The sequence below is a fragment of the uncultured Brachyspira sp. genome (assembly GCF_944388875.1).
GTDB lineage: Bacteria > Spirochaetota > Brachyspiria > Brachyspirales > Brachyspiraceae > Brachyspira.
Map to the genome: position 1 here is coordinate 1 of NZ_CALXKQ010000016.1, position 16,255 is coordinate 16,255.

Below are 16,255 nucleotides of genomic sequence, written 5' to 3' on the forward strand. Positions count from 1 at the left end.
AAAGAAAAATATAATAAATTATTTATTGCGGTGCGGTGCGGTGCGGTGCGGTGCGGTGCGGTGCGGTGCGGTGCGGTTACCGTCATAATATTATTCTCCAAATTAATTTATGTTGCAACATATTAATACAATTTAGAATTAAAGTCAAACGTAAATTAAAAATATTAGCTAATTACATATTAGCATTTTGTTTTTCTTCTGCTTCTCTTAATATCTCAAATATAGCACTATTATTATTATCTTTGGCTATATCTATAGGATATTTTCCATTATTATTTCTAATCATAACATCAGCACCAGATAATACTAACTCACTTACTATATCAATATTTCCAGAATTAACTGCTTTATGCAAAGGAGTATCACCATTTTGATCTTGTATATTAAGATTCGGTTTTTTCTCTAATAACATTCTAACAATAGGAAGTTTAGAATACTCCGAAGCTATATGCAAAGCAGTATCTCCATATTTATCAACAGCATTAATATCTACTTTCTGTGTTAATAAAATTCTAGCTATATTTTCAGCTCCGCTTTTTGCAGCTATCATTAACGGAGTATAACTTGATATTCCCGCATAATTTATATCAGCCCCAGCTTCCACTAATACCTGAAGCAAATCAACATTATCATTATTTATAGCATATTCAATTAAACTTTCACCATCCTTTGTAACTATAGAAAGATTAGCTTTATTTGCTATTAATAATTTTGTAAGCTCAACATCATTATTCATAACAGCAATTGTTAAAGGACTTATGCCGTTACTATCCTCTTTATTCACATTAGCTTTATTTTCTATTAGAAGTTTTATCATATCAGTTCGGCTTGATTCTATAGGGCTATTCATAGCATAAATTAAAGGAGTTTTCTCTTCATAGCTTTCAGAATTAATATTAGCTTTATTTTCTATTAATACTTTAGCAAGTTCAATATCGCCATTGTTTGCCGCATACATTAAAGAAGTCCATCCGTCATTATCTGCAGAATTAACATCAGCACCATTTGTAAGAAGCACTTTAACCGTATCTATATATGAATTACCGCTTGCTATTATTAATGCATTTTTCCCATTAACAAGTCTATTTAATACACCTTTATTTATATTTGTAATTATTTTTTCCATTATTTTGGCACTGTCTGCAGATTTCTGCTGAACCAATACTAAATCTACAGGAGATGAACTAGTATTATTAAATTTAGAACCAGCAGCAGCCATTATTATATTTCCGTATAGATCGCTTTCCCCAGCCTCTTCTATTTTAGCTCCTTTTGATAAGAAATAGTCAACTAAAGAAGGATTAAGAGATAAAACGGCATTATAAAGTATAGTTGTGCCGTCAGCATTTTTATAATTAATATCAGCTCCATTATCTATTAAATAGCGTACTATACTTTCATCACTATTTTCTATAGCATAACCCAAAAGTGAAGGCTCTCTTTTTAAATCAAATGAATTATCTAAAAGAAGTTTTATCATATTTTTATTAGTATGAGAAACCGCATAATACATAGGATAATTATCTAAATACTTGCCAGCATAAGAACCGTATACATTTGCATTTCCTTCTTTTATAAGAAGTTCTGCTATTTTTGTATTATTATTACTTACAGCAAGTACAAGAGGACTAATTCCTGAATCATTAGCTATTTCTGTATCAGCTTTATTCTCTAATAAAAACTTAACAGCTTTAATATTATTATTTTGAACAGCATGATATAAAGGAGTTTGATTATCGCTGTCTGTTTCATTAACATCAGCACCATAATTATTAACCATTTCTTTTACAACTCTGTCGCCATATTTTTTATTATATATCTCTTCGCTGTATATTTTATAGCTGCTAACCATTTTCTCCATATCAGAATTGCCCTTTACAAATAAGAACAAACCAACCAATATTCCAGCACCAACAAGAAGTACGAATACTATGGCACAAGCTACTACAGCTACTTTGAATATATATTTTTTATTTTCTTCCGCTTCTTTTGATTTATTTATTCTTTCTATAGCACTGTCATTATTATTAACTATAACATTACTATTTGATTCATTATTGCTTGAATTATTATTAAGATCATTATTATTTAAATTATTCTCCATATTTTCCATAACCACACCTTAAACAAATTAAATTACTGAATATAATAACATATTTTTTATAAATTAAAAGCAGTAAAATTAAAAAATATATACCGCATCTACTGCAATACAAAACTTCTTGTTTCTATATAAGGAGTTTCATCAGCAATATATGATTCTATAATAGCTATATAATTGCCCCTAGGAAGAGATAATAATTCTTCTTTTGGTATAGTAAGTTTAAACACATCGTCCTGTAAAACTGCCTTATACTCTATTTCACCTCCACTTTGTAACTGAAGCAAAACTTTCACAGTAGTATTAGGGTCTGGAAGCTCCAAAGCATTATCAGGATAGTTATATGAAGAAACATAAATATCCATATTAATATCATTATTCCTGTTTGCTATAGCAGGCATTTCAATATCTTCTATTCGGCTCATTTTAGCTGATAATCTTTTAATCCAATACTCAGCAGTATAACTATAATCTTTAAAAGCGGTTAACTCTATATAATTAGCCTTTGAATCTATTCTTGATATAAAGAAAGGTCCATTTGATATATAAGCATGTCCGTATTTATCTATGAAGTCAATAGCAGCCTGATATCTTTTAACAGCTTCTTCTTTTGTTATAAAATCTTCTATGCCTGCAGGTATATATTCACTATCTCTCATCTCAATTAATTTCTCTTTTATATCCGATACGCATGTAGGATTTTTTACATCTATAGAAGTTAAAGACTGATCCTGCGAAATAGTATAAACATTTCCAGATTTAGAACCCTCAAGTACAATTTTCATTATAGCTTCATTTATCTCAAAAGGAATAACAGTATTTCTATTTGGGTTTCCTATTTTAGGACTAACTGCTGCAATAGCAATTTGTCTATCCATATCCATAGGCCAATAATAATTTCCATAAAGAGTAAAACTTCCGTCTTCATTTATAACGCTTCCAACAGATCCATCCATAGCAGAAAGATATCTTCCAGCCATAGCAGAATCATAATATTTATCATTCTCATTAGTTTTTGTTATAACATTAGCTATAAATACGCTTCCGTACATCAAATCAACTAAAGAAGATTCTATGCCATGATGCCATTTAAAACTTCTAGGCTTAAAATCACATTTTACATAAGCGGTAAGATTATCAGACTTTTGATAAACTAACTCTCCTTTTTCATTAACTTTTACAGTAAGTCCCTCTTCCCATTTCTGAGTATAAGGATTATACATTTTAGCATTTTGAGGCACTTTTATAGTACCTACTGGTATGCCGTTATTTCCAGCTCTCACTCCTATTTCTAAACTGTTAGTATCAGCCTCTCCAAGTATAAACTCTGTCTTTGCAGTAGAAGGCGATTCAAAAGTGGCTCCAGCATCGGAACAAGGACCTATCATTATTGAAGAATAAGCATCAGAAAATCCTCCTACACCTACAGGGTCCCAAGGACTTATAAATAATGAACCCTGAGCTGAATGCTGAAGTACTCTTAATATTTTTTCTCCGTTTCGGTTTGGCTTTATATCGGCACTTCTTATAGACCAGTCATTAACACCATCCCCTACTCCGTAAAGCATTCTTTTATTAAATCTCTCTTTATTAGCTACAAAAAACTGAGTCTGAGAGTTCAAATATATTCTTACAGCATCTTCAAGTCCTATTTCCTGCAAACGCATATTACCACTCCAATATTCATCAGCAGTCAAAAACCAGCCATTTGAATTCTTATCGCTTATCCTTGAAGCCTCTCTATTATCATAATTCCAAAACTCAGAAATATTTCCTCCCGGCATATAATTTCCTTCTCTTACATACATCTGTCTTAATGTAACGTCCCACCAAGCTCTTGTTGCACCTGCCCCCCAAGCCTCTGTTATAATATTCCATTCATAATCTTTTGGGTCTGAACCGTATACGACCTGTGTTGATTTATTTCTATCATATAGTAACTTTTCTACTTTTATGCCCGTTTTTTCTATCAAATCGGATATTGCATTACCAGCTGGAAGCCTTCCTGTAGGATCATCAACCCTTATAACAAATTTAATAGTTACTATTTCACCGTTATATTTCCACCATCCATTTTCTTTTACTAATTTTCCTCTGTTTTCTGGTAAGGCAGCAGCTTTTTCAATGGCTTTGTTTATATCATTAATTGCTTTCTCTTCGTTGCCGTTTGCTGTCATGCCCATTTTTGAAGGAATAAGATTATATCTGTAAGTACCTGGCTGTCCAGGTGTAGCCTGTGTAAATGAAGGCTCGCCTGCTCCTCTTAAAATTTCATCAACAAGTTTTTTTCTATCAATCAAAAAATTCATAGCAAATCTTACTTCTTTTATAGCTAAAGGATTAAAATAAGTTTTACCGTCTTTAGTTGTAACTGTATAAGGGGATTTATTAGGTACTGGATTAAATAATAAACTCCAAGAACCAGAAGGTACAGCATAAGTATCAAGTTTTTCTAAATCGCTTTCACTTAATGATAAATATATTCCTCCGTCTATTCCGCTAGCCATTAAATCAGCCCTTCCGTCTGCAACATCTTTAATAGCTATTGTCATATCTGTTCTTACTTCATATATTATTTTATCTATTAATGATCCGCCTCTGTCTATTTCTTTTTGTTCAATCTCTTCTTGATTATTTGAACATGATAAAATTATAATTGATAATATTAGAATATATAATTTATTATTTAATTTCATTATAAAGCCTCACAAATTAACATAATATATAATAATAGCATAAATAATAAATGTCAATAAATAATAATGCTTAAAAAATATGAATGATTTATAATTAGATAATATATTTGTTTCAAAAGTACTTATATAAAAATGATAAATATGCAGTCTTTTACATTAAATATAAAACTAAAGATTCCATATTAATCATAAAGCAGGTGCATGATATCCTTTATAATTACCATTAGGATGACGCATGCATTTTGATGAAGTTAATTGTTTTAAAGTTTTATATTTATTACCGCAGTATTTACATGTATATTCATCTTTTTCGCTTCCTTCATAAAGTTTATGCTTACCTTTATAATTGCCGTTAGGATGACGCATGCAGTTTTGAGATGTTAATATTTTTACAGAATTAAATCTATTGCCGCAATATTCACAATAAAAATTTTCCTGACTCTTTGGAGTTAAACTAAAAGCAAAGCAAAAAAATATAAAAGTAATAATGTATAATTTTCTCATTTTTTATTATCCTAAAGCAAATCTTTATATTTAGAATCTTTAAACTCTATATATGGTTTGGAACTTAGCATGTGAATTGCTGTTATAAGTGAATAGCTAATCCAAGCCTTTTTATCAGTTGGTTTTGATGATGAAGATTCATTTTTTTTTAGAAGTTCATTTAAAGAGGCTGATATATCATCAATATGCTCTTCAAAAAAATCTTCACACTCATCACATGTATCCATAGTAGCCTGACCTTCTACTTCTTCTATGTTTTTTCCGCACCAAACGCATTTAACAGACATTTATTTTCCTCACATAATTTAATTACAAATATTATATAAATAATTTTAACTTTGTAAAGACATAAAATAAAGAATATTACATAATCAATTTTCAGATTTTAACTCATTGTAATTTTTAGACATGATATCATACCAATAATCTAATTTGGCATTATCATCGCCTTCTATTTCATTAAAATAAAAAGGCTTTAAAAATCTTACAGTTATCTTCCTAAATGGAGTTACCTTCAAGCTCCTAGCTTTCATTATACTTCTAGTTCCATATATAACAACAGGAAGTACTGGAATATCTGGACATCTCTCTGCTATTTTTAATATTCCTCTTTTAGGTTTTTTTATTTCTCCAGTATCGCTTCTAGTTCCTTCAGGATATATAATAATACTTGTATTAGATTTTAATCTATTTTCCATATCATCTATAGATTTAGCAGCACCTACAGTACCCCTTTTAACAAATATATAATTAGCAAGCTCCATCCCTTTTCCTATAAATGGAACTTTTCCATAAGTATCCTTTGAAACAAAAGCATAAGATTTTTTGAATATCGTAAAACAGCAGAATATATCAAATGAACTTTGATGATTAGGGGTTAATAAATAAGTTTTTTTAGAATCATAATTTTCTTTTCCTTCTATCTTAAAAGATGATAAAGTTAAACGCATTATTACACTTCCCCATAATTTACCTATAGAATGAACATAATTTATAGCGGCAGCTCTTCCAAATATTCTAGTAAACGGATAAAGTAAAAATAATATGATAACCAATACCAATGTAAATATAATAGATATTAAAAAATAAATTATACTAAATAAAATCATGCCTACAGTTTAATACAAAATTTAAAAATTATCAATATATAACTTGATATATTAATCACTGTTTGTTATAATTATACTTTATTTTTAATGATAAGATTAATTTATTATGAAAAGTAATATAAAAGACAATAAAAAAATAGTTGGGATAATCGTTAACACAATGAGAGGCGATCCCAATATTATAGTGAAGAACATAAAAAAAATATTGAAAAAATATAATGTAAAAGATATAGTTATAGATTATGATATATCAACATATTATAATGTATGCAAAGCTATAAAACAATTAAAATATGTATCAATGCTTATATCTATAGGCGGAGATGGTACTTTATTATCCGCTTTAAAAATAGCTGTAAAATATGATATATCTGTTCTTCCTATATATAATGGTACCTTAGGCTTTATATCAGAAATACCGCCGAATGAAGCATATCTTATATTAGAAGAATATCTTGATAATAAAAAAACATTATATGAAATAGAACCAAGAACTCTTCTGTCTGTAAGAATATCTTCAAATAAAAAATCAAAAGTTAAAGAATATTTGGCAGTTAATGAATTGGTGCTAAGCAAATGCGGAGGAAGAGCAATTTATATAAATATTATAATATCTGGTAAAATGATATCTTCCATAGTAGGAGATGGAGTTGTAATAGCTACGCCTACAGGTTCTACAGCATACGCTTTGAGTGCAGGAGGACCTATATTAGCTCCAAGTATAGATGCAATATCATTTGTTCCAATAGCACCTCACTCTCTTACATTCAGACCTTTAGTAATACCTAAAGAAGACAGCATACAATTAGAACTTACTAAGAAATCTTTAAAAGCGATGATAACAATAGACGGATATGAAGTATGCCAATTTGATAATAATAATATTGTAAAAGCAGAAATTAGTAATAAAAGCTGCTATATATTCCAAAGTGCCAATAGATTATTTTATGATATACTTCGCAATAAACTTAATTGGGGTAGATAATGCTCAAATATCTTGAAATAAGAAATTTTGTACTAATAGATAAATTAAAAATTAATTTTCATAGCGGCTTTAATGTTTTAACTGGAGAAACAGGAGCAGGAAAAAGTATAATTATTAGTGCATTAGAACTTATAACAGGGGAAAAAGGCTCTACTAGAATGGTTGGAGCAAATGGAGATAGGCTAATAGTTACAGGATGCTTCAGCCTGCAGTCATCATCAAGCATAGTAAAAGCTAAACTAAAAGAATGGAATATAGAAATAAATAATGATGAACTTAATATTAAAAGAGAAATAACAAAAGATGGAAAAAGCAAATCATTTATAAATAATGTAGGAGTTAAGGTTGCTGAATTAAAAGAGCTTGGAGATTTAATAGTTGATATACATGGACAGCATGAACATCAGTCATTGTTTAATCCTATTAATCATTTAAATTTTTATGACAGTTATTTGAATATTGATGAAAAACTAGAAAATTACAGAGAACATTATAATAAATTAGTAAAACTAATAAAACAGTATAATGAAATATCTCAGAATAAAAATACCATATTAAAAGAAAAATCTTTTTTAGAATATGCAATAGATGAAATAGAAAATGCCAAATTAAAACCTAATGAAGATGAAGATATAAAAAACGATATAACTATGATGTCTAATGCTGAGAGTATAGCATCATCACTGTCAGCTATAAATAAGGATATATTTGGAAGCGAATCAGGAGCATATATAAAACTTACGAGAAGTATAGGTGCTTTGCAGTCAGTATCAAAATATGACAATAGACTTTCTGATATGGCATCTCAAATAGAAGGCATAACATTAAATCTTGAAGATATAAAAAATGTATTAACAGAAATCAGAGCAAAAACAAAATTTGACCCTGATGAAATGCAATCTCTTAATGAAAGACTTTTTTTCATAAATACGCTAAAAAAGAAATATGGTTCAAATATAAAAGAAATTATAAATTATGCTAAAGAAGCTAAAGAAAAATTGGAATCATTAAATTTCTCAGAAGATGATATTCAAAATCTTAAAAATGAAATAGAAGCATTAAGAGAAAAAACTTCCATATTGGCAAAAGAAATATCTGATATAAGACATAACAGAAAAGATGAGTTTATAAAAGCAATAGAAAATGAAATGAATGATTTAGGAATGTCATCTACAAAATTTGATGTAGAAATAACTCTTGATGAAGATGATGACGGTATACTTATAATAGACGGCTCTCATTTAAAAGCAAACTCAAGCGGAATAGATAATATAGAGTTTATCATAGCACCAAATAAGCAAAGTATGTTCCAGCCATTAAGAAAAATAGCTTCAGGAGGCGAAATATCAAGAATAATGCTTTCATTAAAAAGCGTTCTTTCCATTGGAGATTACTGTGAAACATGCGTATTTGATGAAATTGACGTAGGAGTTGGAGGAAGAATAGCCGAAGTTATAGGAGAAAAAATAGCATCTCTTTCAAAAAGAAAGCAGGTATTAAGCGTTACTCATTTAGCTCAAATTGCAATATATGCTAATACTCATTTTAAGGTTACAAAAAATGAAGGCGAAGATACTGTAACTTCTACAATAGAAGAACTTGATGATTCTGCAAGAGTTCAGGAAATAGCTAGAATGATTACTGGTAAGGAAATCACTGAAGCAAGCATCAAACATGCAGAAGAATTATTAGAACATGCCAAAAAATCTATTATATCATAATATTTTAATATACTTATTATAATAAAAAACATGCTGATAAAAAATTACCAGCATGTTAAAAAATCTATTTTATTAAAACACCTTTTATAGGTATATTTAATACTTTTATTTCAGAATCTATTTTCTTTTTTGAGAAACTATTTTTCATTGCATTGGAAACTTTCTTAATAATTTTTTCATCATCTTTTACTAAAGAAAGTATTGATGATCCTGCTCCGCTTATAGTAACAGAGTATGCACCTGCTATTTTTACTTGTTTAAATAAATCTTTTAGTCCTGGAATAAACTTAGCTCTGTAATCCTGATGAAGTTTATCGTCTGTAGCAACTTCAAGCAAATCAAGTCTATTAGAAGATAATGCAGAAGTGAGAAGTGCTGCTCTTGAAATATTGAATATAGCATCTTTCAAACTTATTTCCTTAGGCAAAGCATTTCTTGCTTTCTCTGTACTTAAATGAAAATTAGGAATAGCAACTATTGCTTTTAATCCTTTAGGAGGATTTATCTTAACATATTTAAAATCCTCATTTTTTCTAACCACCCCAGATATGATTCCTCCTAATATAGCAGGAGATACATTATCAGGATGACCTTCTAATTGAACAGACATATTAAGTATATCATCCTCAAGTGAAAGTTTATTCCCTAATATATAGTTTGCAGAAAGAAGTCCTCCTATTATTGCTGCCGAACTGCTTCCAAGCCCGCGTGAAAGAGGTATTCTATTTATACATTTTATTATATATCCTTTATCTGGCTTTGCCTTTAATTTTTTATATACCAATTTCATGGCATCAAGTATCATATTATTATCTTTTGATATTTCACTTTCGCCTTCTCCGCTTATTTCAAATTCTATATTTTTAGAATTTTCATTAGAGTATATATGAATCTCATTATACAAATCTAAGGCAAGTCCTACACTGTCAAAAGCAGAACCTATATTAGCACTAGTTGCAGGTATTTTGAAAGTTACAAGTTTCTTATTTTTATTATCTTTACTATTTTTCTTTTCATCTTTCTTCATCATTATATCCCTATAGCCTTCCTTATTTCTTCTATGTTATTATCTACTTTTATAGGAGCTTCGCAAATTTTAATGGCATTATCAGGGTCTTTAAGCCCGTTGCCTGTAAGTACAGAAACTACAGTATCTCCTTTGTTTAATTTTCCAGCCTTATAAGTTTTTATAACTCCAGCAAGCGAAGCAGCAGAAGCAGGCTCAGCAAATATTCCTTCTTCTCTTGTAAGCATTTTATAGGCTTCTAATATTTCATCATCAGTAACAGAATCTATAAAACCGTTTGATTCATTAGCAGCATTAACCGCAAGTTTCCAGCTTGCAGGATTACCAATTTTTATAGCTGTAGCAATAGTCTGAGGATTTTCTATTACTTTATTTTGTACTATGGCAGCACATCCCTCAGCCTCAAAGCCTATCATTTTTGGTAAATTTGATACTTTTCCATTTTCTTTATATTCTTTAAAACCCATCCAATAAGCAGATATATTTCCAGCATTTCCAACAGGTATAGACAAATAATCAGGAGCTTTTCCCAATGTATCGCAAATTTCAAATGCTGAAGTTTTTTGTCCCTGAAGTCTGAAAGGGTTAATTGAATTTACTAATGTAATAGGATATTTATCTGTAATATCAACAACAGCTTTTAATGCTTCATCAAAATTACCCTTAATAGCTATAACTTTAGCTCCGTACATCAAAGCCTGTGCTAATTTACCCAAAGCAATATTTCCATCTGGTATAACAACTATACATTGAATACCGCTTCTTGCCGCATAAGCAGCAGCAGATGCTGATGTGTTTCCTGTAGAAGCACACATTATAGCTTTAGAACCCTCTTCTATAGCTTTAGCAACAGCCATAACCATACCCCTGTCTTTAAATGAACCTGTAGGATTAAGTCCGTCATATTTAAAATATAATTCTATGCCTCCAAGTTCTTTTCCTATTTTTTCAGCTTTTATTAAAGGAGTATTTCCTTCATGCAAGGTAATTAATGGGGTTTTATCTGTAATAGGCAAATAGTCTTTGTATTCTCTTAAAAGTCCGTTCCATGATTTCATAATATTATCCTTTCTTATCTTATTATTCTTAATAAAATAATAATTATCATTAATAGTATTTAATATAGAATATAATATAAAGAATAATTTTTCAATACTTTTATATTATATAAAATTTTTTTTATGATAAAAGTATCATATATTCATTATAAAATTGACAATAAAGTTTAAAATGTTAAAATATGATTATATTAATTAACAGAGATTTTTATATGAAAAGAGTTGTATTTTTAATTATAATTATTTTTAATTTAACTAACTTAATTTATGCCTATAGTGCAAATGATGCTGAAGGTTTTTGGCTTATGCCAGAAAAACCAAGAGGAAGAATGGAAATAGTTAAAACAATAGTAATAAATAATAAACTATACGCATACGCTGTTAAACTTCATGATGATGTAAAAAGTAATCTTGATATACATAATCCCAATAAAGATTTAAGAGATAAGGAGCTTATAGGGTTAATATTTATATATGATATGGTATTTGAAAATGGAGAATGGCAAACTGGAAGAATATACCATACGGATCAAGGAAGCATATTCTACGCTAAAATAAGTTTATCAGAAGATAAAAATACATTATTTCTTAAAGCATCATTAGATAAATCAGGTGTTGTAGGAGCTACAGTAAAATGGACTAGAGTTCAAAATAAATATAATGATGTTCCTAGAAATAAATTAAGAACTATAGAAGGTAAAACTTTATAATATTTTATATTTTTTATTGATATCGTATTGTTTTTTTTATAATAATTTATTATTATAAATACAAATATTTTTTAAGGATTTTTTATGGGAAAATTAGGAAGAGTACTATGGTTAATATTTGGTATATTATTAATTATATCAGGTATAGCAACAATGTTTAATCCAGCAGAAACTATATTAATGCTTGCTTATGTTATAGGATTTTTAACTATCTTTTCTGGTATTAGTGCAATATTTTATTTTTTCAGTATAAGACATGTATCAGGCTCTAGTTTAATTTTATTAGATGGTATAATATCTACTATATGCGGTATTATTATAGTTTCTAATTTAGCTATAAGCGGAGCATTCATACCTTATATGGTTGCATTTTTTGTAATAGTAAGGGGTATTGTATCTATATCATCATCTATAGAGTTAAAAAAACATGGCTATAATCAATGGGGGCTTTCTATGCTTAGCGGAATACTTACTTTAATAGTTGGTATAATATTAACATTCAATCCAGTACTTGGTGCTATTTATGTAAGCGTTGTTCTTGGATTATGTTTAATATTCTACGGAATAATAACGCTTCAATTATGGTTTGCTTATGGAAAATTTTTTAAAGCATAAATATCATTGATTTTATTTTCTATTTTGTTAAAATTAATTATATTTTTATAATAAATATTGGGGAGCAAATTATGATACAAAAGAATGCCAACAGCACTTTATGTTTTTGTAAAAATATAAAGTACAAAGAGGTGGTAAATGCTATTAAAAAGAAAGATTTAAAAACTTTGGAAGAAGTTATGCATACTACAAAGGCTGGAATTACATGCTGGAGCTGCAGAGGAGATATAAAAGATCTGCTGGAAGAATATAATAAAACAGGTGATATACAGATTGAAGAATAATGATTTTATATGCAAATGCAAAGAACTTTCATTAGAGGAAATAGAACTCTTAAAAAAAGAACAGGGTATTGACACTTTAAAAAAATTAGTGATAAAGACAAAAGCAGGGACAGCCTGCGGAGGATGCAGAAATAAATTAAAAGAACTTTTTAAGGACAGACTTAAGTAAAATTTTGCTATACAATAAAATATAAAAGGAATAGAAAATTAATTATTCTCTATTCCTTTTTTATTATAATTTTTTTAATTTATTATTTTAAAGCTTCGTATATAGAAGCAGCATTCAATTTATATTTATTCATAAGTTCATTAACAGTTCCTGATTCTCCGAATGTATCTTTTATTCCAAGTCTTATTAATTTACTAGGATATTCATCAGTAAGCACTTCAGATACAGCAGATCCAAGCCCTCCTATAATGGAATGTTCTTCTACACTAATTAATTTTTTATGCTTTTTAGCCATTTCAACAATAATATCTCTATCTATAGGCTTAATAGTATGAATATTGACAACTGTAACAGATACACCATCTTTTTCAGCCATTTGAGCAGCCTCCAAAGCCTCTGGTACAACTATACCCGCAGCAAATATACATATATCTTTACCTTCTCTTAATACATTAGCTTTTCCAATTTTAAAAGGAGTATCATTATTAGTTATAATATTTGTAGCAGGTCTAGCCATTCTTAAATAACAAGGTCCGTTAAATTCAGCAGCAGCAAATACAGCCTTCTCAGCCTCAACAGCATCGCATGGAACAATTACTGTCATATTAGGTATAGAACGCATAAGAGATATATCTTCTATTGACTGATGGCTTGCACCATCCTCTCCTACAGATATTCCTGCATGAGTAACAGCAACTTTAACATTTAGTTTAGGATAGCAAATAGAGTTTCTAATTATTTCAAAAGCTCTTCCAGCACCAAACATAGCAAAAGTAGAAGCAAAAGGTATTTTACCATCTATAGCAAGTCCTGCAGCTGCTCCCATCATATTTTGTTCTGCTATTCCCATATTAAAAAATCTATCTGGAAAAGCAGATTTAAAAGTTTTTGTCATAGTAGAACCTGATAAATCGCCATCTAAAACTACTACATTTTTATTTATTTCTCCAAGACGTTTTAATGCCTCGCCATAAGCATTTCTTATTGCCTTTTTTTCCATAGCACTTATTCCTCAATTTTATAATTTTTTTAATCAAGTTTATTCAACTCTTCCATAGCCTTTTCATACTCTTCTTTATTAGGAGCTTTTCCATGCCAGCCTACAGCATTTTCCATAAATGAAACTCCTTTTCCTTTAACAGTTTTAGCCATAACACATTTAGGTTTTCCTGATACCTTTTTATTAAATACCTCCTCAAGTTCAGCCTCATTGTGTCCATCAACAACATAAGTTTCAAAACCAAATGCTTTCATTTTAGCTTCTAAATCGCCTAAACTCATAACCTCATCATTCTTTCCATCAATCTGTAAACCGTTCCAGTCTATTATAAGAGTATAATTATCCAATTTATAATTAGCAGCAGCCATAGCAGATTCCCAGAAAGTACCCTCTTGTGCTTCTCCGTCTCCTGCAATAGCAAATATTTTACCGTTCTTTTTGTCCAGTTTATAGCCTAAAGCAACGCCCAATGCTATACAAACTCCCTGACCAAGAGAACCTGTAGAAGCCTCAACACCTTCTAAATGCTTTTTATCTGGGTGTCCCTGAAGTCTTGAACCTAATTTTCTATAAGTCATAAGCTCATCTACTGGAAAATATCCTCTATGTGCTAATGTAGAATAAAGTACAGCAGAGGCATGTCCTTTAGACATTATAAGTATGTCCCTGCCTTCCATATTTGGATTTTTAGGGTCTATATTCATAATCTTAAAATATAGTGTATGCATTATCTCAACCAATGACAGAGATCCGCCTATATGTCCTGAATTGGCATTATAAACCATACTTACTATATCTTTTCTTATTTGAGTATTTAAAGAAGACATAATAATTCCTTATATAATATAAATTTTTCGCAAATATGATACTACAAAAATATAATATTGTCAAACATGTATTTATCATCATACTGTAATGATATTTTATGAAGCAAATGAAAGTTCTTTAATCAAAGCACTAGGCGTATAAATAGATGAATGATTATAATCAGTATCATTTGCAAGCATCTCTACACTGCTCAAAAAATCTAATATATTTCCCGAAACAATAAAAGGACTTGCTGTATAAGATAATCTTCCGTTTTCTATTTTTATTCCTTCTGCCTGCAAAGAAAAATCCCCGCTTATGGCATTAACTCCTGAATGAGTGCCAGTAAGAGAATTTACTAATATACCGTCTTTAACTTGAGAAATTAATTCATCTTGTGTATTAATTCCATTCTCCAAAATAAAATTATGGCATGATATTCCTATTGATGACTTAAAACTCCTTGAAGCATGAGAAGTTGTTTTTATATTATCTTTTCTAGCAGTATAATTATTATATAAATAATTGTTTAATATTCCATTGCTTATTATATTCAAATCTTTTGTAGAAGAACCCTCACCGTCAAAATGTGTATTAGCCAATCCCTTATCAAATACTGGTATATCTTTAATATTTATTATATCACTTGCTATTTTTTGATTTAATTTTCCTTGAAGAAGAGATAATTTTTTCTGTACAGCTTCTGATGAAAATAATCCTAAATATGCACCTATAATAGTTCTCATTGCTTTGCTTGTGAATACTGTTTTATACTTTCCGCTGCTTATAGGCTTGGCACTCAATTTACTTACAGCATTATCTGCAATTTTTTTTGTAAAAGGATTAACATCAAATACAGCATTAACAGATGAATAAAAATCAAAAAAAGTTTTTATGGTATCAGAATCCTTTGCTATAACTTCAGCATAATATGATATGCTGTTTTTCTTTTCCTCTTTGCATATTCCATTGCTGTTAATTATGCATTTGGCAAAATTATACCTTGCTAATCCTGCTGACGGAACATTGACTATTCTTTTATCCAATGAATATAATTTATCCTCTATTGAGAGTGATATTTTTTTTAATTCATCGCTTGATAAATTAACTATGTCATTATTAATCATATCATAGCTTTTATTACTATCTTCATCATTTTCTATTAATACATTGAAATCAGGCTCAGATGCAGCATAATTTAAAGAACTTTTAGCATTATTAACAAGAATTTCAATAGACTCATTAGAATTAATTTTTTCAGTAAAACTTATACCAACCTTTCCATTATTTATAAGTCTTAAACCTATTCCTCCAGATTCTGCAAATGTATATTTATCTAAATCCCTTTCTCTAACAATAAACTCTTCTTCAGCACTTTTAGACATATATAATTCTATCTGTTCAATATCTTTAGCTTTGTTTTTAACCGATTCATAAATTTCTTTTAATACATTTAGATTATCAGACAT

General features: G+C 29.2%; 16 protein-coding genes. 6 read left to right on the forward strand and 10 right to left on the reverse strand.

Features of this window, described 5'->3' with window-relative positions; genetic code table 11:
* Nucleotides 1–172: 172 nt before the first annotated feature.
* The 5 genes from Q0J69_RS09540 to Q0J69_RS09560 form a co-directional block, all read right to left on the reverse strand.
* Nucleotides 173–2,113: an ankyrin repeat domain-containing protein gene (locus Q0J69_RS09540; RefSeq protein WP_297206726.1), complete on the reverse strand. Its 1,941-nt coding sequence runs from the start codon at nucleotides 2,111–2,113 to the stop codon at nucleotides 173–175.
* A gap of 89 nt (nucleotides 2,114–2,202) precedes the next feature.
* Nucleotides 2,203–4,797: an ABC transporter substrate-binding protein gene (locus tag Q0J69_RS09545; RefSeq protein WP_297206728.1), complete on the reverse strand. Its 2,595-nt coding sequence runs from the start codon at nucleotides 4,795–4,797 to the stop codon at nucleotides 2,203–2,205.
* 186 nt (nucleotides 4,798–4,983) lie between these two features.
* Nucleotides 4,984–5,301: a hypothetical protein gene (locus Q0J69_RS09550; RefSeq protein WP_297206730.1), complete on the reverse strand. Its 318-nt coding sequence runs from the start codon at nucleotides 5,299–5,301 to the stop codon at nucleotides 4,984–4,986.
* A gap of 11 nt (nucleotides 5,302–5,312) precedes the next feature.
* Entirely contained in the window at nucleotides 5,313–5,588 is a 276-nt protein-coding gene (locus Q0J69_RS09555; RefSeq protein WP_297206732.1) for a hypothetical protein, read from the reverse strand.
* 84 nt (nucleotides 5,589–5,672) lie between these two features.
* Nucleotides 5,673–6,410 (reverse strand): lysophospholipid acyltransferase family protein, encoded by a 738-nt coding sequence (locus tag Q0J69_RS09560; protein WP_297206734.1) that lies wholly within the window; start codon nucleotides 6,408–6,410, stop codon nucleotides 5,673–5,675.
* A gap of 106 nt (nucleotides 6,411–6,516) precedes the next feature.
* Here Q0J69_RS09560 and Q0J69_RS09565 point away from each other — a divergent pair, with 106 nt between their 5' ends.
* Entirely contained in the window at nucleotides 6,517–7,395 is an 879-nt protein-coding gene (locus tag Q0J69_RS09565) for an NAD(+)/NADH kinase (RefSeq protein WP_297206736.1), read from the forward strand.
* Nucleotides 7,395–9,116, forward strand: coding sequence for a DNA repair protein RecN (recN, locus tag Q0J69_RS09570; protein ID WP_297206738.1), 1,722 nt, complete (start codon nucleotides 7,395–7,397; stop codon nucleotides 9,114–9,116). Before Q0J69_RS09565 ends, recN begins: the two co-directional genes overlap by 1 nt.
* A 64-nt stretch (nucleotides 9,117–9,180) precedes the next feature.
* Here the strand turns inward: recN and thrB are convergent, their stop codons facing one another.
* Nucleotides 9,181–10,143, reverse strand: a complete 963-nt coding sequence (gene thrB / locus Q0J69_RS09575) for a homoserine kinase (RefSeq protein WP_366030565.1) — start codon at nucleotides 10,141–10,143, stop codon at nucleotides 9,181–9,183.
* Nucleotides 10,144–10,145: 2 nt separating this feature from the next.
* Nucleotides 10,146–11,201, reverse strand: coding sequence for a threonine synthase (gene thrC / locus Q0J69_RS09580; protein ID WP_297206742.1), 1,056 nt, complete (start codon nucleotides 11,199–11,201; stop codon nucleotides 10,146–10,148).
* Nucleotides 11,202–11,413: 212 nt separating this feature from the next.
* Here thrC and Q0J69_RS09585 point away from each other — a divergent pair, with 212 nt between their 5' ends.
* From Q0J69_RS09585 to Q0J69_RS09600, 4 genes are all read left to right on the forward strand, one after another.
* Complete coding sequence (locus Q0J69_RS09585) at nucleotides 11,414–11,911, forward strand: DUF2147 domain-containing protein (protein WP_297206744.1); 498 nt, start codon at nucleotides 11,414–11,416, stop codon at nucleotides 11,909–11,911.
* 84 nt (nucleotides 11,912–11,995) lie between these two features.
* Nucleotides 11,996–12,526 carry a DUF308 domain-containing protein gene (locus tag Q0J69_RS09590; protein WP_297206746.1) on the forward strand — a complete coding sequence of 177 codons (531 nt, stop codon included), beginning with the start codon at nucleotides 11,996–11,998 and terminating at the stop codon, nucleotides 12,524–12,526.
* Nucleotides 12,527–12,597: 71 nt separating this feature from the next.
* Entirely contained in the window at nucleotides 12,598–12,810 is a 213-nt protein-coding gene (locus tag Q0J69_RS09595; protein WP_297206748.1) for a (2Fe-2S)-binding protein, read from the forward strand.
* On the forward strand, nucleotides 12,800–12,979 hold the full coding sequence (locus tag Q0J69_RS09600; protein WP_297206750.1) for a (2Fe-2S)-binding protein: 180 nt from the start codon (nucleotides 12,800–12,802) through the stop codon (nucleotides 12,977–12,979). The genes Q0J69_RS09595 and Q0J69_RS09600 overlap by 11 nt, the downstream gene beginning before the upstream one ends.
* An 82-nt stretch (nucleotides 12,980–13,061) precedes the next feature.
* Here the strand turns inward: Q0J69_RS09600 and Q0J69_RS09605 are convergent, their stop codons facing one another.
* From Q0J69_RS09605 to Q0J69_RS09615, 3 genes are all read right to left on the reverse strand, one after another.
* Nucleotides 13,062–13,979 carry a transketolase family protein gene (locus Q0J69_RS09605; RefSeq protein ID WP_297206752.1) on the reverse strand — a complete coding sequence of 306 codons (918 nt, stop codon included), beginning with the start codon at nucleotides 13,977–13,979 and terminating at the stop codon, nucleotides 13,062–13,064.
* Between the two features lie 29 nt (nucleotides 13,980–14,008).
* The gene (locus Q0J69_RS09610; RefSeq protein ID WP_297206754.1) at nucleotides 14,009–14,806 is read right to left on the reverse strand and encodes a transketolase; all 798 of its coding nucleotides are present in this window, start codon (nucleotides 14,804–14,806) and stop codon (nucleotides 14,009–14,011) included.
* A 96-nt stretch (nucleotides 14,807–14,902) separates the two neighbouring features.
* Nucleotides 14,903–16,255, reverse strand: coding sequence for a TldD/PmbA family protein (locus tag Q0J69_RS09615; protein ID WP_297206756.1), 1,353 nt, complete (start codon nucleotides 16,253–16,255; stop codon nucleotides 14,903–14,905).